Genomic DNA, 18130 nt, shown 5'->3' on the forward strand with positions numbered 1-18130 from the left:
GTTATGAACATGCGTTACCTGACCCCCCGCAAACGTGCCGAAGGCCATGGTGCTGCCCGTTCCGGCACCGCGCATCACATTGCGATGACCGTTTCCGGCTGGGCGCTGGTCTTCCTGGTCCCGGCGTTCATCTTCGTGCTGGCCCGCACCATCGGTGGCCCGCTTGCCGATGTGCGCGCCACTTTCGCCAATCCCTGCGTGGCCATCCTGACCGCGCTCTTCCTCTTCGTCGGCCTGCGCCATTTCGCAAAAGGCATCCAGTCGACCTTTGAGGATTACACCCATGGCTTCACCCGTGAAGCCCTGATCATGCTGGCCAATGCTGTTGCCTGGCTGCTGATTGCCGCAGGGTTCTATGCCCTGCTCAAGCTCGCGCTCTGAGAGGCCCTGATATGACTGCTGCATATACCTATGAGACCCACGATTATGACGTGGTCGTGGTGGGTGCCGGTGGCGCAGGTCTGCGCGCGACCCTCGGCATGGCCGAACAGGGGCTGCGCACCGCCTGTGTGACCAAGGTCTTCCCGACCCGCTCGCATACTGTCGCCGCCCAGGGTGGCATCGCCGCCTCGCTCGCCAATATGGGCCCCGATAACTGGCAGTGGCATATGTATGACACTGTGAAGGGCTCGGACTGGCTCGGTGATACCGATGCGATGGAATATCTGGCGCGCTCGGCCCCGGCAGCGGTCTATGAGCTCGAACATTACGGCGTGCCCTTCTCGCGCACCGAAGAGGGCAAGATCTACCAGCGCCCGTTCGGTGGCCATACCACCGAATTCGGTGAAGGCCCGCCGGTGCAGCGCACCTGCGCCGCCGCCGACCGTACCGGCCATGCCATTCTGCACACGCTCTACGGCCAGTCGCTGAAGAATAACGCAGAATTCTACATCGAATATTTCGCCCTCGATCTGATCATCACCGATGGCCGCTGCACCGGCGTGATCTGCTGGAAGCTTGATGACGGCACGATCCACGTCTTCAACGCCAAAATGGTCGTGCTGGCGACCGGCGGCTATGGCCGCGCCTATTTCTCGGCCACCTCAGCCCATACCTGCACCGGCGACGGTGGTGGCATGGTCGCCCGTGCTGGCCTGCCGCTGCAGGATATGGAATTCGTTCAGTTCCACCCGACCGGCATCTATGGATCGGGCTGCCTGATCACCGAAGGCGCGCGCGGCGAGGGTGGCTATCTGACCAACTCGAACGGCGAGCGTTTCATGGAGCGCTATGCGCCCCATTACAAAGATCTCGCGCCGCGGGACTATGTATCGCGTTGCATGACCATGGAAATCCGTGAGGGCCGTGGTGTGGGCGAGCATGGCGATCACATCCACCTGCACCTGAACCACCTGCCGAAAGAGACGCTGGATCTGCGTCTGCCGGGCATTTCGGAATCGGCCAAGATCTTTGCCGGGGTCGATCTGACCAAAGAGCCGATCCCGGTTCTGCCGACGGTGCATTACAATATGGGCGGCATTCCCACCAACTACTGGGGTGAGGTGCTCAACCCGACCGCTGAAAATCCCGATGCGATCTTCCCGGGGCTGATGGCGGTGGGGGAGGCTGGCTGTGCCAGCGTGCATGGCGCAAACCGCCTTGGTTCGAACTCGCTGATCGACCTCGTGGTCTTCGGCCGGGCCGCCGCGATCCGCGCTGGCCAGGTGATCGACCGCGCCTCGCAGGTGCCTTCGACCAATAAAGGCGAAGTCGATAAGGCGCTTGGCCGCTTTGACGATCTGCGCAATGCCAAAGGCGCGATCCCGACCGCCGAGCTGCGCCTTGAGATGCAGCGCACCATGCAGCGCGATGCTGCGGTGTTCCGCGCCGAGGAAACCCTCGCCGAGGGCGAAAAGGCGATGACCGAGATCGCTGGCAAGCAAGGCGATCTGAAGGTCACCGACCGTTCGCTGATCTGGAACAGCGATCTGATGGAAACGCTGGAACTGACCAACCTGATGCCGAATGCTCTGGCCACGATCTATGGTGCCCATGCCCGCACCGAGAGCCGCGGTGCCCATGCGCATGAGGATCACCCGCAGCGCGATGACGTGAACTGGCGCAAACACAGCCTGGCCCGGATCGAAGGCTATAACAAAGTCAGCCTTGATTACCGCGCCGTGAAACTCGATCCGCTGACGACTGAGGCCGAAGGTGGCATCAGCCTGAAGAAGATCGCCCCTGCCGAGCGTAAATTCTGATGCGCGCCGCGCTTCTTCTTGCCTGTCTTGCTTTGCCTGCCTGTGTGGCGGGCGAAGCGGTCATGCAGGAAACCAGCCGCAGCCTCGCCCGCACGGCGGTGAATGGCGCCGCCCGGCAGTATCTGCCGGGCGTGACGGTCACCCCCTTCACCGATTGCATCATCAATAATGCGCAGACCGGCGAGCTGCTGCAGCTGGCGCAATCGGCCTCGCAGGGCGCCAATGGTGTCACCCAGGCCTGGCCGGTGGTGCAGACTGTCATGCAGCGCCCTGAAGCCATGCAATGTCTGACCGGCCAGCTTTCGGCCGGACAGATGATCCAGGTCGGAGGTTTCCTGCTGTGATGCTGCGCTTTCTCCCCGTTTTGCTGGCTGTGCCGGTTCTCGCCGCCTGCGATCCGCAGGCTCTGGCCGATAAGACCACCCGCAATATCGCCTTTGGCGTGGTGCGCCCGGTGGTGGCCCGGGATCTGCCGGAAGGTCCGGCCCAGCAGGCCACGAACTGCATCCTCGATGCGGCCCGGATCGAAGAGATCCGCGCCCTCGCCCGTGACACCGGGGTCGAGGCGGGTTCGCTGACGCGGGAGAATGTGCGCAATATCGCTTTGCGCCCGGCAGCCCAGGCCTGTTTCCAGGCCCATAACCTGCCGCCGGTGCGCTGAGATGTGGCGCCGCCTTTCCCTCCTCCCGCTCGCCGCCCTCGCTGTGCTGAGCGCCTGCGGGCCGCTGCCGGTGGGCGTGGCCGAGCAGCAATGTCTTCAGGCCGCGCGTGAGGCGCGGGGCCCGACCGGCACCGCCGGCCTGGGGGTGGTGTCGCGCAATGGCACGGTCCGCCCGGCCTCAAAGCTTGATGTGACGATTTCCTCAGACTGGCTGCGGGGCGCTGATCCCAATGCCGTCTATGAGACCTGTGTGGTCTCGAAATCCGGGCAGGCGCCGACGCGTCCGCTCTCCCAAAGATCCGACTGGAAAGGCTGACCCATGGTCCAGTTCTCGCTTCCCAAGAACTCCAAGGTACGCACCGGCAAAACCTGGCCCCGGCCGGCAGATGCGAAGAATGTGCGCGCCTTCCGCATTTACCGCTGGGATCCCGATACCGGCGAGAACCCGCGGGTCGATACCTATTATCTCGACATGGACAAATGCGGCCCGATGGTGCTGGACGCGCTGATCAAGATCAAGAATGAGATTGATCCGACCCTGACCTTCCGCCGCTCGTGCCGCGAAGGGATCTGCGGTTCCTGCGCGATGAATATCGATGGTGGCAACCATCTGGCCTGTATCTATGGTCTTGATGAGATCAAGGGCGATGTCTCGATCTATCCGCTGCCGCATATGTCGGTGGTGAAAGACCTGATCCCGGATCTGACGCATTTCTATGCCCAGCATGCCTCGATCATGCCCTGGCTGGAAACCAAGACCAATACCCCGGCCAAGGAATGGCGCCAGTCGATCGAGGATCGCAAGAAGCTCGACGGTCTTTATGAATGCGTGATGTGCGCCAGCTGCTCGACCTCCTGCCCGAGCTACTGGTGGAACAGCGAGAAATATCTCGGGCCGGCGGCGCTGCTGCATGCCTATCGCTGGATCATCGACAGCCGCGATGAAGCCACCGGCGAGCGTCTCGACGCGCTGGAGGATCCCTTCAAGCTCTACCGCTGCCACACCATTATGAACTGCACCAAAACCTGCCCCAAGGGTCTGAACCCGGCGGCGGCGATTGCCCAGATCAAGAAGATGATGGTCGAGCGCGTCGCCTGACGCAGGAAACAAAGTGAGGGGGCGCTGCCCCCTCGCCCCCGGGATATTTAAGGACAGATGAAAATCGCATTGCAGATTTCAGCTATCCTTAAATATCCCCGCCGGAGGCTCTCCGGCCTGAGAAGAGGCGCAGCAGCGGTTTTGAAATGCTGGTGATCTTCCCGCTTGGACTTCTGCTGCTGTTTTTTGGCCTGTGGTATTACCGGCGCGGCTCGACGCTGACCCGCGCCTGCCGCTGGCGGCTGCGCCGCGACATCGGCGAAGGACATTTCCGCTGCGAAGCCTGTGGCGCCGGGCTTGACCTCGCGCCAGGGCAGGAGCCGCGCCAGTGCCTGCGCGGCCCCCGGCAGGATCAGCAATAGCTCTCAACCCCGGTCCTCTGGCTGGCGGCGTAACGCGCCCCGGCGGCGAAGCCTGCGGGCAGGATCTGCGCAATTTCTGCCAGATCAGCCGCCCCCAGCCGGATCTGCTCCGCTTTGCCCCAGGAGCGCAGATGCAGCGCGGCGCGCGTGCCCGGGATCGGCAGCAGATGCGGCGCCTGATGCAGGATCCAGGCCAGCGCCAGCGCCGGGCAGCTATAGCCGCGCGCCAGGGCAAAGGCGCGGAACCGCGCCACGGCGGCGAGGTTTTCCGGCAGATTCACCGCGCTGAACCGCGGGTTCTGGCTGCGAAACGGATCCATGGGCCGCGCCAGCGGCTGATCGCCAAAGATACCACGGCCAAGCGGAGAAAAAGCCACGAAGCTGACCCCAAGTTCCGCACAGGCAGAGATCAGCCCCAGCTCGGGCAGGCGGGTCCAGAGCGAATATTCATTCTGCACCGCCATGACCGGATGCACCGCATGGGCGCGGCGCAAAGTGGCGGGTGAGACCTCGGAAAGGCCATATCCGCCGATCTTCCCCTCTTCCACCAGGCGCTGCATACTGCCCGCCACCTCTTCCACCGGGCGCTCAGCTTCGCGCCGGTGCAGATAGAACAGCTCGATATGATCGCGGCCGAGCCGCTTCAGCGAGGCTTCCAGCTCGGCCCGCAGATAGGCCGCCTCATTGTTGATCTGCCGGGGCGGGCCGGGAATGATCGCGGCTTTGGTGGCAAGAACCACGCCCTGCCCCGGCGCAATCCGCCGGGCTTTCAGCCAGGCGCCCACCACCGCTTCCGACCGGCCCATGCCATAGATATTGGCAATATCGATATGACTGATGCCGGCCTCACGCGCCGCATCGAGCGTGGCAAAGCTTTCTGCCTCATCGGTCGGCCCGTACATACCGCCAAGCGACATCGCCCCCAGACCGATGGCCCCGACCTCGTGCTGTCCAAGATATCTTTTCTGCATCGATCTGCTTCCTTTCCTCAGAGGCGGCCTAACAGAACGGAGCGAATCGGAAGAGGCAAGAGGCGGTGAAGCCATCTGCGCCGCGCCTGAGGGATTTCTGTCCCGTGGGGGGCGGCAAATGAAAAGGCGCGGGGGGGGAAAATCCCCGCCCGCGCCTGTTCTGAATGCGTCTGCGCCGAAGGATCAGATCACGCCAAGCGCGCGCATCGCCTCGGCCACTTTGACGAAGCCGGCAATATTCGCACCCGAAACATAATCGCCCGGCACGCCATATTCTTCGGCCGTCGCATAGCAGGTGTCATGAATATTCTTCATGATGGTCGCCAGGCGCGCCTCGGTCTGCTCGAAAGTCCAGCTGTCGCGCGAGGCGTTCTGCTGCATTTCCAGTGCCGAAGTGGCCACGCCACCGGCATTGGCGGCCTTGCCCGGAGCAAACATAACGCCTGCCTCCTGGAAGACGCGGATCGCATCCGGGGTCGAGGGCATATTCGCGCCTTCGCCGACCGCGACCACACCGTTTTTCACCAGTGCTTTGGCATCTTTGCCGGTCAGCTCGTTCTGGGTCGCCGAGGGCATGGCCACATCACAGGCCACATCCCAGATCGAGCCATCCCCGGCCTTGACGAAATAGACGCCTTTGCCCTCGCCTTTGATCCGGACATATTCCGAAATGCGGGCGCGGCGGATCTCTTTGATCTCTTTGATCAGAGCAAGATCGATGCCGTTTTCATCGACCACATAGCCCGAGCTGTCGGACATAGCGATGACCTTACCGCCGAAGGAGGTGACCTTCGCATGGGTGTAGATCGCCACATTGCCCGAGCCCGAGATGACAACTTTCTTGCCATCAAAGCTGGTGCCTTTGGTTTCCAGCATGGCTTTGACGAAATAGGTATTGCCATAGCCGGTGGCCTCGGTCCGGGCGCGCGAGCCGCCGTAGAACAGCGCCTTGCCGGTCAGCACACCCGCCTCAAAACGGTTGTTGAGGCGCTTATACTGGCCGAACATATAGCCGATCTCGCGGCCGCCGACGCCGATATCGCCCGCCGGAACATCGGTATATTCGCCGATATGGCGGTGCAGCTCGGTCATGAAGGATTGGCAGAACCGCATGATCTCGCGGTCGGAACGGCCCTTGGGATCGAAGTCAGATCCGCCTTTACCGCCACCGATCGGCATGCCGGTCAGCGCGTTTTTGAAGGTCTGTTCAAAGCCGAGGAATTTGATGATCCCGACATTCACCGAAGGGTGGAAGCGGATGCCACCTTTATAGGGGCCAAGCGCCGAGTTGAACTGAACCCGGAAGGCACGGTTGATGCGGACATTGCCGGCATCATCGATCCACGGCACGCGGAAGATGATCTGGCGCTCGGGCTCGCAGATGCGCTCGATCAGCGCGTCTTCCAGCAGATCCGGGCGCTTGGCGACAACACGGCCGAGGCTTTCGAGCACTTCACGCACTGCCTGGTGGAATTCAGGCTCGCCCTGGTTGCGTCGGATGACTTCCGCCAGGATCGATTCTAATTTTTCGTTAAGCTGCACCATCCAGGCCCCCGATTCGCACAGATTTTGACCGTATTGCTGGGGATTAGTGCAGTTTCGCAGCGGATTTAAGGGCCGAAGACGCGCATTCCTCAGAAAGTTACCGCGCTGGCACTACATTACGCCGAAAGTAACCTCAATAATGACGAAATATGCAGTTTCTACCGGCAATATGCCGGAAGAAACGCAAACTGCGACATCAAAGCGCGGCCTCAGGCTGTTTCAAAAGCCTCGTCAACCAGGCCGACCAGATCCATCATGATCCGGTTCAGCTCGAAATCCTTCGGGGTATAGACCGCAGCCACTCCGAATTTCTCCAGCTGCAGCGCATCCTCTTCGGGGATGATCCCGCCCACGACGAGCGGAATGCCACCGAGGCCCGCCAGTTTCATCTGGCGCAACACCTCCTCAACCAGCGGCAGATGGCTGCCCGAGAGGATGGAGAGGCCGACTACATGCACATTCTTCTTGGCCGCCGCATCGACGATTTCCGATGGCGTCAGACGGATCCCCTCATAGGTAATCTCCATGCCGCAGTCGCGGGCCCGGCTGGCAATCTGCTCGGCGCCGTTCGAATGGCCATCGAGGCCGGGCTTTGCCACCAGGAATTTCAGCGGGCGTCCCAGCCGGGCCGAAAGCTCCTGCACCGCCTCGCGGATCGGCTCCAGCCCTTCGGTGCGGTTTGACGGGAAGCGCGACACCCCGGTCGGGCCGCGGTACTGGCCGAAGGCCTTGCGCACCGTCTCGCCCCATTCGCCGGTGGTCGCTCCGGCTTTCGCGGCCCGGATCGAGGGCGGCATGATATTGCCGCCGCTCGCCGCCGCCTCGGCCAGCTCGGCCAGAGCTGCCGTAACCGCCGCCTCATTGCGGGCCTCGCGCCAGGCGCGCAGGCGCAGCAGCTGATCGGCCTCGGCCGCCTCATCCACCACCATGATCGCGCCATCGCCGGTGGTCAGCGGCGAAGGCTCGGTCTCGCGCCAGCGATTGACCCCGACCACCACCGTCTCTTTCGCCTCAATCTTCGCGATACGCTCGGAATTGGCCTCAACCAGCCGCGATTTCATATATTCAATCGCCGCCACCGCGCCGCCCATGGCATCGATCTGCGCCAGCTCGTCGCGCGCGCCCTGTTTCAGCGCCGCAACCTTGCGCTCAATCGCCGGATTGCCGTCAAACAGGTCATCATATTCCAGCAGATCCGTCTCATAGGCGAGGATCTGCTGCATCCGGAGCGACCATTGCTGATCCCAGGGACGCGGCAGGCCAAGCGCCTCATTCCAGGCCGGCAGCTGCACCGCGCGCGCGCGCGCCTTTTTCGACAGCGTTACCGCCAGCATCTCAATCAGGATGCGGTAGACGTTATTTTCGGGCTGCGGCTCGGTCAGGCCAAGGCTGTTCACCTGCACGCCGTAGCGGAAGCGGGCATATTTCTCATCGGTGATGCCATAGCGCTCGCGGCAGATCTCTTCCCAGAGATCGACAAAGGCGCGCATCTTGCACAGCTCGGTGACAAAGCGGATGCCGGCATTCACGAAGAACGAGATCCGCCCGACCATTTTCGGGAAATCCGCCTCAGGCACCTTGCCCTTCAGATCGTCGAGCACCGCCACGGCAGTGGCCAGCGCGAAGGCCAGCTCCTGCTCGGGCGTCGCGCCTGCCTCCTGCAGATGGTAGGAGCAGACATTCATCGGGTTCCATTTCGGCAGGTTCTGCCCGGTCCAGGCGGCGACATCGGTGATCAGCCGCAGCGAGGGTTTCGGCGGGCAGATATAGGTGCCGCGCGAGAGATATTCCTTGATGATGTCATTCTGCACCGTGCCCTGAAGCTGGTGCAGATCCGCGCCCTGCTCTTCCGCCACCGCGACATAAAGCGCCAGCAGCCAGGGGGCCGTGGCATTGATCGTCATCGAGGTATTCATCTGCTCGAGCGGGATCTGATCGAACAGAGCCCGCATATCGCCTAAATGGCAGACCGGCACGCCAACCTTGCCCACTTCACCGCGCGACAGCTCATGGTCGCTGTCATAGCCGGTCTGGGTCGGCAGATCGAAAGCAACTGAGAGCCCGGTCTGGCCTTTGGCCAGATTGCCGCGATAGAGCGCGTTGGAGGCTGCCGCGGTGGAATGCCCGGCATAGGTGCGAAACAGCCAGGGCTTATCCTTCACCGGCGCCTCCCCCGGCGCCCCGGCCAGCGGCACGGCTGCCCCGGGGGGCGTGGTCTCGTTCAGGGCGGGGCTGGCAGAAACAGGCTGGGGCATTGGGTCTCGTCACTTCCGTCAGGTGCGCAAGATTGTGTCTTATGTTATGTTCTATGGATTATTTAATATCCCTGTCAATCGCCGCGTTGCGGCATTTCCGCCGCGAATGCACGGCTTCTGGCGCAGTCTGGCACAGCCTGCTGCGGCTCGGCTCTGGTCTGGCCGGGCTATTCCCCCTAAAGCGTCGGCCAGACGCATTTTACTGCCCGATCCGGAGGCCGCATGTTCACCGTCACCCTGCTCAGCAATCCCGAGACCCCGAACCTTGAGCGCGAAACGGCAGAAACGCTGCGCAATGCCTGGGGCGGCGGCCCTGTCACCTGGCTCAGTCCCGGCGTGGCGGCAGAATTCGCGGTTGCGAGCCAGCCCGATAATTTCTGGCAGGTCTGGGAGGATCTGCAGGCACTGCAGCTCGATCTGGCGATCCAGCCGGCCGCGGGGCGCAAAAAGCGCCTGCTGATCGCCGATATGGACAGCACGATGATTCGCCAGGAATGTATCGACGAGCTGGCCGATGAGGCGGGTGTCGGGGCCTATGTCGCCTCGATCACCGCGCGGGCGATGAATGGCGAGCTGGATTTCGACGCTGCCCTGCGCGAGCGGGTGGGCCTGCTGAAAGACCTGCCGGAAGCGGTGATCGCGCGGGTGATTGAGACCCGTATCACCCTGATGCCGGGCGGGCCGCAGCTGCTGGCCACGATGAAAGCCGATGGCGCCTATACCGCGCTGGTCTCGGGCGGGTTCACGGCTTTCACCTCGGCCATTGCGGCAAAGCTGGGCTTTGACGAGAATCGCGCCAATACCCTGCTGGCGGCAGAGGGCAAACTGACCGGCGCGGTTGGCCTGCCGATCCTTGGCAAAGAGGCCAAGGTCGAGGCGCTGAATGACATCACCGCCCGGCTCGGCCTCAGCCCCGAGGATGCGATTGCAGTGGGCGATGGCGCGAATGATCTGCCGATGCTGCAGGCCGCCGGAACCGGGGTGGCCCTGCATGCCAAGCCCCGCGTCCAGGCCGGGGCCAGGATCCGCATCAACCATGCCGATCTGACCGCGCTGCTCTATCTGCAGGGATATTCCCGCGACGCTTTCGCCCTGTAATCGCGGGATCGTCACAAGATGTTTGAGATCGCCACCGAACTGGCCCTGATGCTGATGCTGGCTGCGTTTTTCGCAGGAATGATCGATGCCATTGCCGGGGGCGGCGGGCTGATTGCCATGCCTGCCCTGCTGCTCGCCGGCCTCTCGCCAATCGAAACCCTTGCCACCAATAAGCTGCAGAGCAGCTTTGGCGCGGCCACGGCGACCTGGGCCTATGCCCGCGCCGGCCATGTCCGCCCGCGCGAGCAGCTGGGCATGGCGCTGATCTCGGCCTGCGCCGGGGCGGCGGGGGCGATGGTCGCGCATCTGATGCCCGATGCCATGCTGCGCATCGTCATGCCGGGGGTGCTGATCGCAGTGGCGGCCTTCTTTGCCTTGCGCAGGGGCCTCAGCGATCAGGACCGCATCCAGCGGATGAAACCGGCGGTTTTCGCCTTTACCATGGTGCCGGCGATTGCCGCCTATGACGGTTTCTTCGGCCCGGGCACCGGCAGTTTCTTCATGACCGCCTTCATCCTGCTGGCGGGATATGGCGTGCTGAAAGCCACCGCCCATACCAAACTGCTGAATTTTGCCTCTAACCTCGGCTCGCTTTGCGTCTTTATCCCCGCGGGTGGCGTGCTCTGGGCGGTCGGCCTCAGCATGGCCGTGGCGCAGACCTGTGGCGCGATGATTGGCGCGAAACTGGCAATGCGTGTCGGGGCCGGGCTGATCCGGCCGCTGCTGATCGTCACCTCCTCGGCGATGGCCGCGCGGCTGATCTGGCAGAATATCATGGGCTGAGCCCTGGCCCCCTGTTTAGGCAGCGCAAGCCTCCGGGGGGATATTTCAGGACAGATGCAAGGTAAAAGGCGGCCCCGGGGCCGCCTTTTTTCATTCCGCCCGACGGATTTTCACTCGGGATAGAGAGCCTGGCACTGCTTCACCACGGATTGCGCCTGGCGCGAAAGCTCGCGCTGTTTGACCAGCAGCTGATCGAGCTTCTTCGCTTCGAGCGACAGATCAATGCTCTGCGGCCGGGTGCGGGTCTCGGTGTCCCAGCTGCGGCAGGTGGTCGAGACCGGGCGCGGCGTCGGATCTTCTTTGGTGCCGGGGACATAGCGGATGCAGGGCTGCCAGTCGGGGACGGTGACGGTGTAGCGCTCCAGCGCATAGCCCCGGTTGAGATTGCCCCGGCTCTCTGCAATCAGCCGCTCAACCGTCCGCAGATCTTCAGTATTGCGCCGGATGCACTGCTCCTGGGGCGTGCCACAGGCGGCCAGAACCGACAGGATTGAGAGGGCCAGAAAGGGTTTCTTCATCTTATTCGTCCCGGGCGAGGCAGCCGGTCGCACTGCCTGAGGGTTGGAGGCGGAAGCTGGCAATGCTAGTCAGGAGCGGGCCGCCGGATGGGGTAGAGAATGAGCAGCGATTTCGAAGAATACAAGTCTGAGGCTTCGGCCTGGTTCCGCAACCTGCGCGACCGGATCGTTGCCGCCTTTGAGGATCTTGAGGATCGCAGCCCGGGCGAGGGCCCGGCCGGACGGTTTGAGGTCACCCCCACCGAACGCGATGAGGGGCGTGGCGGCGGCGGCATCATGTCGGTGATGCGCGGCGGGCGGGTGTTTGAGAAGGTCGGTGTGAACTGGTCGGCGGTGCATGGCACGCTGGCACCGCGCGCGCAAAAGGCCATGGCGGCGCGGGGCGTGCCCGGTATGGAGGCCGATCCGCGCTTCTGGGCCTCGGGCATCAGCCTCGTCGCGCATATGCAGAACCCGCATTGCCCGGCGGTGCATATGAACACCCGCATGTTCTGGACCCCCAATGCCTGGTGGTTCGGCGGCGGGGCGGATCTCAACCCCTGCCTGGAATATGCCGAAGACACCGCGCATTTCCACGCCGGGATGCAGCGCGCCTGCGATGCCCATGATCCGGCCTATTACCCGCGCTTCAAGGAATGGGCGGATGAGTATTTCTTCATCCCGCATCGCGGCCGGGCGCGCGGCGTCGGAGGCATCTTCTATGATGATCTGAACACCGGCGACTGGGCGGCGGATTTCGCTTTTACCAAAGCCGTCGGCGCGGCCTTCCTGCCCGCCTTCCTGCCGGTGACCGAAAAGCATATCGGCCAGGCCTGGGGCGAAGCCGAGCGCGAGGCGCAGCTGGTGCATCGCGGGCTCTATGCGGAATATAACCTGGTCTATGACCGGGGCACGAAATTCGGCCTCGAGACTGGCCATGATGCCAATGCGGTGCTGATGTCACTGCCCCCTGTCGCGAAATGGATCTGAGCCATGGATGAGCTGACAATCAGAGCGCTTTACGCCTCGGTGGTAGAGGATGAGGGCACGATCTTCATCGGCTTTGCCGAGGGTGAGGATGAGACCGAGCCCTATGTGCTGATCCGCCAGGAGGGCGCAGGGGCGCCGATCTGGTTCGAGGTGGCCGATGAAAGCCTTGGCGCCGAGGAGGCGGTGGAAAAGGTGGTTTTGGGCGAGAAGGGTCTGACCTTCGTGATCGCCGCCGATAAAATCGCCAAAATCGGTGGCGCAGCCGAGGTTCCGGTGCAGATCGGCCCGGCGACCGAGGATGCGGATCAGGCGATTGAAGCGCTGCGCGACATGTTCGGCACCCGCTTCGAGGGCTGAGCCCTCAACCGCTGCTGAACCGGCTTCAGGCGATAATTTCACGTGAAATCAAAGCGGCCGCGCAGGATCTCTGCGCGGCCGTCTGTTTGTGGCTGTCAGTACTGGCCTGCCGGGCTTATTCCGGCAGGATCCGCACTGCGCCTTTATCTGCCGAGGAGGCGAAGGCGGCATAGGCCTTCAGCGCCGTCGTCACATTGCGCTTGCGCGGGGCGGCAGGTTTCCAGCCCAGCTTGTCCTGCTCGGCGCGGCGCTGTGCCAGTTCGGCCTCTGGCACGGCGAGGGTGATCGAACGGTTCGGAATATCGATCTCGATCCGGTCGCCATCCCGCACAAGACCGATGGTGCCGCCCGCTGCTGCCTCGGGCGAGGCATGACCGATCGACAGGCCCGAAGTGCCGCCCGAGAAGCGGCCATCGGTGATCAGCGCACAGGCTTTGCCGAGGCCGCGCGATTTCAGATAGGAGGTCGGGTAGAGCATTTCCTGCATCCCCGGCCCGCCTTTCGGCCCTTCATAGCGGATCACCACCACATCGCCGGCCTGAACCTGTTTGTTCAGAATGCCCAGAACCGCATCATCCTGGCTTTCAAAGACCACAGCCTTGCCGGTGAATTTCAGGATCGATTCATCGACGCCTGCGGTTTTCACGATGCAGCCGTCGAGCGCGATATTGCCCTTCAGGATCGCCAGACCGCCCTCTTTCGAGAAAGCATGTTCAGCCGAGCGGATCACGCCCTTCTCACGGTCGGTATCCAGATCCGGCCAGAGCGAGGCCTGGCTGAAGGCCACCTGGGTCGGCACACCACCCGGCGCGGCGAGGAACAGCTCACGCGCCTCGGGATTGTTGGATTTCGCAATATCCCACTGGTCGATGGCCGCGCCGATGCTCGGCGCATGCACGGTCGGGCTGTTGCGATCAATCAGCCCGGCGCGGTCCAGCTCGCCCAGGAGCGCCATGATACCCCCGGCGCGGTGCACATCCTCCATATGCACCCCGGCGATATTCGGGGCGACTTTGCACAGGCAGGGCACTTTGCGCGACAAAGCGTCGATATCATCCATGTCGAAATCGATGCCGCCCTCATGCGCGATGGCAAGCAGGTGCAGCACGGTATTGGTCGAACCGCCCATAGCGATATCGAGCGCCATGGCATTGTCGAAAGCGGCGCGGTTGGCGACCGAGCGCGGCAGGACCGAGGCATCATCCTGCTCGTACCAGCGACGCGCCAGATCAACGATCCGCTTGCCCGACTGCAGGAACAGCCCCTTGCGGAAGGCATGGGTGGCAAGCGTCGAGCCATTGCCCGGCAGCGCGAGGCCAAGCGCCTCGGCAAGGCAGTTCATCGAATTGGCGGTGAACATGCCCGAGCAGGAGCCACAGGTCGGGCAGGCGGCCTGTTCAATCGCCGAGACATCGGCATCCGACATATTCTCATTCGCGGCGGCGACCATGGCATCCACCAGATCAAGCTTGACCACACGGCCATCGCCGAGCGTCGCCTTACCGGCCTCCATCGGCCCGCCCGAGACGAAGATCGCCGGGATATTGAGGCGCATCGCGGCCATCAGCATGCCAGGGGTGATCTTATCGCAGTTCGAGATACAGACCATGGCATCGGCGCAATGGGCATTAACCATATATTCGACGCTGTCGGCGATCACTTCGCGCGAGGGCAGCGAATAGAGCATACCGTCATGGCCCATAGCGATGCCGTCATCGACCGCGATGGTGTTGAATTCCTTGGCGACACCGCCTGCGGCCTCAACCTCACGCGCCACCATCTGACCGAGATCTTTCAGATGGACATGGCCCGGCACGAACTGGGTGAAGGAGTTCACAATCGCGATGATCGGCTTTCCGAAATCGCTGTCCTTCATGCCGGTTGCACGCCAGAGGCCACGGGCCCCTGCCATGTTACGGCCATGCGTGGTGGTGCGGGAACGATAGGCAGGCATGGTGTGACCCTCGGGCTTGGCGATCCCCGCGCCCCGTGACCGGCCGCAGGATCTGGATCTGGCTGGAGCGGCCCTGCGCGCAATATTATTGCGTCATGGCCGTGAATTCAGGGCTGTGGAGAATACTCCGAAGCCAGACATTCCCTAATGATGCGCGCCTGCGGTTTCAACCGGAATACGTGGAACGAGCCTGATTCGCGCACAATTCTGCGGCATGACCAGGCTTTGCTTTCGCGACCGGCGCAAAAAATGTTAGCGCAATCACCTGATCTCAGTCACTTAGCGCCCGAAGGGGTTCCTGCCCCTCCCTGGAACTGGGGATCCCTGGTTATTGGGAATAGAACCCTAAAGAAAATAAGCGTTTACTGAGAACGCGGACCATTTGATGATTGCCCCCCTTGCGAGTGACGGTCCGCACTTTTTACGACGAACTCATGTTGAGTTCACAGGTTCCGAGTTTTGCAAAAGCAAGAATTAACCCTGTTTTTTCTGCCTGTTGCGTTGCCTGTTCTGCTTCGGCCTGTCGGCAGTGTTGCCCGAGGCAGGCTCTGTGTCCTGCGTGTCCTGCAGCTTTTGTAAACATTTAATCAGTTTTGCAGTCAGGCCTGTGAAGATGCAGTCCGGTTGTCTTTCGAGAGTTGCCCATTTTCTGCCTGTGACTGTTCTCCCGGCTTTCTGAAGCTGCGACGGTAACGAGTTGGACGAAGCGGATGTCGCCCCGGAAACCGGGTGCGCATTCCGCTTCTTCGACGTTTGGACGGTCCGGTTTTTTTCATATTCAGGAGAGTTCCATGCCCACCCCACTCTACCCTGAGACGATCAGAAGACGACAGTTTCTGGGCGGAGGAGCGGCCATCCTGCTCAGCCTGCCAGCGGTCCGCGCCCGGGCGGACAGCCGCCAGATCATCCTGAAAATCACCTACAGCACCGGCAAGAGCCTTGCCCTCAGTGACGCGGATCTCGCCGCATTGCCCTGGCATAATCTGCGCACCCATACTTTCTGGACCGACGGCGTACAGGAATTCCGCGGCCCCAGCCTGCGCGATGTCATGGCGCTTGGCACTGAGGCCGAAACCTTGCGCGGTAAAACATTTCGCATGAAAGCGCTGAATGAGTTTTCTGTCGAAGTGCCGGCGGATGATATGTTTGACAGCAATCCGCTGCTCGCCCGGGAAATGAACGGCAGGCCGATGCAGGTGCGCGATAAGGGGCCGCTCTGGCTGGTCTATCCCCGCGATGACAGGCCCGATCTGCAAAATCCGGTCTATGACGACAGATGGATCTGGCAACTTAACGATATCAAAGTCCTGTGATGCGCCAGGCTGCCAATTTTCTGGCAACAGCCATCATCACGGCATTCCTGCTGCTGCTGGTTCATGCGCTCATCACTCTGAGTTCAACCGAAAAACTGCTGCGGCGTGAAATCGGTGAATCCCGGATCTGGATCACCAATGAATCCGAACGGGCCGCGCTGCAGCTGCTGATGGCGCTGTCATCAGCCTTTCCCGACTTCCCGCCGGATAGCGGCGAGAACAATCTGCAGTTTCGTTTTGATATGCTCTACAGCCGGGTGATGCTGCTCGATGCCGGACCGCAGCGCAGCTATCTCGAGGCAATCGGGGCGGCAGAGCCGCTGAACGAGGCCCTGCTGATCCTGAAGCGGCTGGATGAGAAGACCGACTGGACCAGACTGCCGCCCGAAATGCACCAGGCCACAGAACAGGATGTCCGCGCCATCGCCTCGGTGCTGCGCGATCTGACCGCCGCCACCTCGCGGCATGACCGCGCGGCCAGGTTTGCGGTCCGCGACCAGCTGTCCGAGGCGCTGCGGCTGGGCGTGATCGCAGTTCTGGGTGTGCTGATCACCGGCAGCCTGATGGCGGCAATGCTGGTGCGCAATATGCGCAAACTGCGCCTCACCCAGACGGAGCTGGAGCACAGCCATCTGCTGCTTGAGGAAACCGTCGCCCTGCGCACACAGGAGCTGCGCGAGGCGCTCGATGTCGAGCGCAAAGCCAAAGCCATCTACAACAGCTTTATCGTCACCGTCGCGCATCAGCTGCGCACCCCGGTGGCGATCATCAATATGATTGCGCAGCGTCAGGTGCGGGAGCCACCGGGCAAAATCCCCGAAAGGCTGCGCCAGAAATTCTCCCGCATTCTGCAGGCAACTGGGCGGCTGGAAACCCTGGTGAATGGTTTCCTCAGCTCGGCAGAGACCAGTACCGACGCCGACCCGGGATCGCAGCGGGTGCTGGATTTCAATACTGCGGTCGACGGGGCCCTGCAGCGCCTCAGCCTCGAGGCCCCGGACCGCGCCGTGACCACCGATCTTTCCCCCGAGCCGCTCCGGGTCTGCGGCGATCCGATATTGCTGGTTCAGCTGATCCAGATCCTGCTCTCGAATGCGGTAAAATATTCGCAGCCCGGGACAGAAATCACGATCAGAACCCGCAAAGAGGGGCAGACGATTCGCTGCTATGTGACGGATCGGGGCCGCGGCATCCCCGAAGAGGTGAAACATTCTGTCTTTGAGCGCTGGTATCGGGCCCCGGAAGTACATCATTTGCCTGGCATGGGGCTGGGCTTACCGGTGGCCCGTGCTATTATTGCGCAGCACAGAGGGGTGATCTCTTTCACTTCTGACTCGGATCGGGGGACCGTTTTCACTATCTCCCTGCCTGAAGCCGCCGCTGGGGATGAAGACTGATGAATGCTGAGCAGCAGACCGCGACGATACTTTGTATCGAAGACGAAGAGGTGCTGCTCGAAGAACTGGTCGATGAACTGGCCAGCCGTGGACATAATGTCTTTGGTGCCCGCGATGCCGATGCCGGGGAAAAGCTGATCGAGCAGGAAAAGCCCGACATCGTGCTCTGCGATGTGATGATGCCGGGGCGCAATGGCTTTGAGCTGCTCAATGGTCTGCGCGCCAGCGACCGCCTGCCACAGCAGACAGCCTTCATCTTCCTGACCGCCCTGTCAGACCGGGGGCCGCAGATGACCGGGCTGGAAGCCGGGGCGACCGATTATCTGACCAAGCCGGTTGATCTGGATCTGCTGCATCTTAAAATCGCCAATATCCTCGCCTTTGCGAAACGCCTCGGAACAGGCCCGGCGCCGATAACGGCCAATATCGCGCCCGATATCCGCCTTTCGCCACGCGAGGAGCAGGTGCTGTCGTTGCTGGGTGAAGGCGAGCGCACTGCCGCTATCGCCTGGAAGCTGGGCATCTCGGAACATACCGTGACGCAATATATCAAAGAGCTCTACCGTAAGCTCGGGCTGAGCAACCGCGCCGATGCAGCGCGTATGGCCATTGCCATGGGCCTGGTCAAACCGGGCAATAACGGCTGA

19 protein-coding genes are annotated in these 18130 nt (G+C 62.3%); 14 read left to right on the forward strand and 5 right to left on the reverse strand.

The window, feature by feature from the left end; translation table 11 throughout:
* Positions 1 to 9: 9 nt before the first annotated feature.
* The 7 genes from sdhD to H0485_RS01600 all read left to right on the forward strand — a co-directional run bounded on the left by sdhD (position 10) and on the right by H0485_RS01600 (position 4323).
* Complete coding sequence (gene sdhD, locus H0485_RS01570; RefSeq protein WP_226933568.1) at positions 10 to 381, forward strand: succinate dehydrogenase, hydrophobic membrane anchor protein; 372 nt, start codon at positions 10 to 12, stop codon at positions 379 to 381.
* Positions 382 to 392: 11 nt separating this feature from the next.
* Positions 393 to 2201: a succinate dehydrogenase flavoprotein subunit gene (gene sdhA, locus H0485_RS01575; RefSeq protein ID WP_226933569.1), complete on the forward strand. Its 1809-nt coding sequence runs from the start codon at positions 393 to 395 to the stop codon at positions 2199 to 2201.
* Complete coding sequence (locus tag H0485_RS01580) at positions 2201 to 2545, forward strand: succinate dehydrogenase (RefSeq protein WP_226933570.1); 345 nt, start codon at positions 2201 to 2203, stop codon at positions 2543 to 2545. The genes sdhA and H0485_RS01580 overlap by 1 nt, the downstream gene beginning before the upstream one ends.
* The gene (locus tag H0485_RS01585; RefSeq protein WP_226933571.1) at positions 2545 to 2862 is read left to right on the forward strand and encodes a hypothetical protein; all 318 of its coding nucleotides are present in this window, start codon (positions 2545 to 2547) and stop codon (positions 2860 to 2862) included. The genes H0485_RS01580 and H0485_RS01585 overlap by 1 nt, the downstream gene beginning before the upstream one ends.
* Position 2863: 1 nt before the next feature.
* Positions 2864 to 3178 (forward strand): hypothetical protein, encoded by a 315-nt coding sequence (locus H0485_RS01590; RefSeq protein ID WP_226933572.1) that lies wholly within the window; start codon positions 2864 to 2866, stop codon positions 3176 to 3178.
* Between the two features lie 3 nt (positions 3179 to 3181).
* Positions 3182 to 3961, forward strand: a complete 780-nt coding sequence (locus tag H0485_RS01595; RefSeq protein ID WP_226933573.1) for a succinate dehydrogenase iron-sulfur subunit — start codon at positions 3182 to 3184, stop codon at positions 3959 to 3961.
* Positions 3962 to 4107: 146 nt separating this feature from the next.
* The gene (locus H0485_RS01600) at positions 4108 to 4323 is read left to right on the forward strand and encodes a hypothetical protein (RefSeq protein WP_226933574.1); all 216 of its coding nucleotides are present in this window, start codon (positions 4108 to 4110) and stop codon (positions 4321 to 4323) included.
* Here H0485_RS01600 and H0485_RS01605 read toward each other — a convergent pair.
* From H0485_RS01605 to H0485_RS01615, 3 genes are all read right to left on the reverse strand, one after another.
* Positions 4314 to 5294, reverse strand: a complete 981-nt coding sequence (locus H0485_RS01605) for an aldo/keto reductase (RefSeq protein ID WP_226933575.1) — start codon at positions 5292 to 5294, stop codon at positions 4314 to 4316. The two genes, H0485_RS01600 and H0485_RS01605, sit on opposite strands and share 10 nt — an antisense overlap.
* A gap of 183 nt (positions 5295 to 5477) precedes the next feature.
* Positions 5478 to 6839, reverse strand: a complete 1362-nt coding sequence (gdhA, locus tag H0485_RS01610) for an NADP-specific glutamate dehydrogenase (protein ID WP_226933576.1) — start codon at positions 6837 to 6839, stop codon at positions 5478 to 5480.
* Between the two features lie 209 nt (positions 6840 to 7048).
* Positions 7049 to 9094: a protein meaA gene (locus H0485_RS01615; RefSeq protein WP_226933578.1), complete on the reverse strand. Its 2046-nt coding sequence runs from the start codon at positions 9092 to 9094 to the stop codon at positions 7049 to 7051.
* Between the two features lie 222 nt (positions 9095 to 9316).
* Here H0485_RS01615 and serB point away from each other — a divergent pair, with 222 nt between their 5' ends.
* Both serB and H0485_RS01625 read left to right on the forward strand, forming a co-directional pair.
* The gene (gene serB, locus H0485_RS01620; RefSeq protein ID WP_226933579.1) at positions 9317 to 10192 is read left to right on the forward strand and encodes a phosphoserine phosphatase SerB; all 876 of its coding nucleotides are present in this window, start codon (positions 9317 to 9319) and stop codon (positions 10190 to 10192) included.
* Positions 10193 to 10210: 18 nt separating this feature from the next.
* Complete coding sequence (locus H0485_RS01625; RefSeq protein ID WP_226933581.1) at positions 10211 to 10975, forward strand: TSUP family transporter; 765 nt, start codon at positions 10211 to 10213, stop codon at positions 10973 to 10975.
* A 110-nt stretch (positions 10976 to 11085) separates the two neighbouring features.
* Here the strand turns inward: H0485_RS01625 and H0485_RS01630 are convergent, their stop codons facing one another.
* Positions 11086 to 11493, reverse strand: a complete 408-nt coding sequence (locus H0485_RS01630; RefSeq protein ID WP_226933583.1) for a lipoprotein — start codon at positions 11491 to 11493, stop codon at positions 11086 to 11088.
* Between the two features lie 99 nt (positions 11494 to 11592).
* Between H0485_RS01630 and hemF the strand changes: the two genes are divergently transcribed.
* Complete coding sequence (gene hemF / locus H0485_RS01635; RefSeq protein WP_226933584.1) at positions 11593 to 12462, forward strand: oxygen-dependent coproporphyrinogen oxidase; 870 nt, start codon at positions 11593 to 11595, stop codon at positions 12460 to 12462.
* Between the two features lie 3 nt (positions 12463 to 12465).
* Entirely contained in the window at positions 12466 to 12819 is a 354-nt protein-coding gene (locus tag H0485_RS01640) for a hypothetical protein (protein WP_226933585.1), read from the forward strand.
* Between the two features lie 115 nt (positions 12820 to 12934).
* Here the strand turns inward: H0485_RS01640 and ilvD are convergent, their stop codons facing one another.
* Entirely contained in the window at positions 12935 to 14773 is a 1839-nt protein-coding gene (ilvD, locus tag H0485_RS01645; protein ID WP_226933586.1) for a dihydroxy-acid dehydratase, read from the reverse strand.
* Between the two features lie 791 nt (positions 14774 to 15564).
* Here ilvD and H0485_RS01650 point away from each other — a divergent pair.
* Genes H0485_RS01650 through H0485_RS01660 form a run of 3 tightly spaced genes read left to right on the forward strand, consistent with a single transcriptional unit; the run spans position 15565 to position 18130 of the window.
* Entirely contained in the window at positions 15565 to 16086 is a 522-nt protein-coding gene (locus tag H0485_RS01650) for a putative pterin-binding protein (protein ID WP_226933588.1), read from the forward strand.
* Positions 16086 to 17483: a sensor histidine kinase gene (locus tag H0485_RS01655; RefSeq protein ID WP_226933589.1), complete on the forward strand. Its 1398-nt coding sequence runs from the start codon at positions 16086 to 16088 to the stop codon at positions 17481 to 17483. Before H0485_RS01650 ends, H0485_RS01655 begins: the two co-directional genes overlap by 1 nt.
* Positions 17483 to 18130 carry a response regulator transcription factor gene (locus tag H0485_RS01660; protein ID WP_226933591.1) on the forward strand — a complete coding sequence of 216 codons (648 nt, stop codon included), beginning with the start codon at positions 17483 to 17485 and terminating at the stop codon, positions 18128 to 18130. The genes H0485_RS01655 and H0485_RS01660 overlap by 1 nt, the downstream gene beginning before the upstream one ends.

This window comes from Pseudogemmobacter faecipullorum, from assembly GCF_020539525.1.
GTDB lineage: Bacteria > Pseudomonadota > Alphaproteobacteria > Rhodobacterales > Rhodobacteraceae > Pseudogemmobacter > Pseudogemmobacter faecipullorum.